Annotated in this window: 1 protein-coding gene; it reads left to right on the top strand. The window is 68.8% G+C overall.

What is annotated here, in order from left to right; all coding sequences use genetic code 11:
• Positions 1 to 244: 244 nt before the first annotated feature.
• Positions 245 to 1,670 (top strand): wHTH domain-containing protein (locus tag GUY60_RS37465; RefSeq protein WP_161705961.1); only part of this gene is annotated, 1,426 nt, incomplete at its 3' end.

Genomic DNA, 1,670 nt, shown 5'->3' with positions numbered 1-1,670 from the left:
GGGGAAGGAGATGCCCTCCAGTGCCGAGCAGTTGAAGGAGTGGTTGTGGGTCGGGCAGTACCGGGTGCGGGTGCCGGGCGAGGGCTCGGGGTCGGTGGAGTGGGAGCCGGGTGAGCTGGTCACCGCTCCTGCGAAGCCGCCTGCCTCGCGCTCCTCGACCCGCCGCTCCCTGGCCCCCCTAAGCGGCTGGTACTCCTGGTCCGCCTTCGTCCTTCCGCGGCAAGATGACGGATCACCCTCCTTCATGAAGCTTCCCAGGACCGCCCAACCGGCACGCGGTTCCGGCATGTGGTGGACGGACGGGCCCGGCGCCGTGCTCGTGGACGGGATCTACGCCACACGCACGCTGTTCGGGCGGGTCGTCGACCTCTGCGGTGACCAGCAGGCCACCCTCTCCGTCGATCGCCGCACGCTCCGCTCTCACGACCACGACCTGGTGCACGACCGCTCCATGGGTGCCATCGACGAGTTACTGGAGAGCTCCGGGACCCTCAACCCGGCATGGCTGGGCCACCTCTGGTCCGAGGACGCCACACTCGCCGAGGCGATCCTCGTGGAGGCGGCGCGACGACAGGTCACCTGGAGCCTCGACCACTGGCAACTGGACGTGGCCCGCACCGGGCTGTTCGAGCCCGATCTGCTGCTTCTGCCCACCGCCACCGGGCAGTTCCACGACCCTGCGCAGACCGACCGGCTCGCCACCCTCCTGATCCTGTGCATGCCGGAACCAGTGCTCCGCTGGCGCCTCCGCACCTTGCTCGGCATCGACTTCGACGCGCCCGAGCCGACGGCCACGCCGACCGATACGACTCTGCTCATCACGCGGAGGCTGTACATGTGGCCCAGGAGCGTCTACACGCTTACCGAGCACGCATTTCCTCCCGTGTACGGCATGCCAGCGCGACGCAACAGGTCCTTCCAAATCGACGACCCCGCAGTGGAACTGCTGCACGCGCTCCTGCCCTGGCTCGGCAGCACTCCAGTGACCGACACCGAGGTCCTCGACGCGGCCCACCGGGCCTCCCTCCCCGTATCCCAGACCGCCGATCGGCTGCGCGCCATCGGATACGAGCTGGACATCGATCCGGAGTTGGCCCACATCGGACAGGTGGATCTGCCGCTGCTGTGCCTGAACCGCCCCGTCAGGAGCACCCCTCCGGTCTGGCTTCCCCGCGGTGGCTGGGTCCCCCTCGCCCATCTGTACACCCAGGAACGTCCTGCCCTCGCGGCGGAGCGCCTGGCACGTCTGGGGTACCGCGTACCGGACGTACCCACGCCTCTGCCCGAGCAGCACGCCGACCTTCCTGCCGAGAGTCGGGACGCCCTTACCTTCCTGCCTCCGCCGGAGGAAGCGAGCGTCCCCGGCTCGGAGCACGAAGCCCGCTCGATCACCGTGCGGAAGCGCCTCCACATCGGCGGCAGAGGATTCGAGCACACAACACGGCACCTCGAAGCGCTCGGCTTCCACGTCCGCGTCATCGAACAGTCGGTGCTCGTGACGGACTACGACAACACCCCGCCCCGCCGGTCAGACAGCCCGCTTCCCACACCCGCCGCCCTCCGAGCCATCGCAGAGATCCTGAACACGTCCGAGGAAGAGGTCCGCGAGACATTCCACGAGAACGACATCCCCTGTCCACCCGAAGGCGCCCCCACCCACGACCTCACCC

Source organism: Streptomyces boluensis, from assembly GCF_009908195.1.
Classification (GTDB): domain Bacteria; phylum Actinomycetota; class Actinomycetes; order Streptomycetales; family Streptomycetaceae; genus Streptomyces; species Streptomyces boluensis.
Note: the sequence above shows the minus strand (reverse complement) of the source record. Positions and strands in the feature narration are given on the sequence as shown.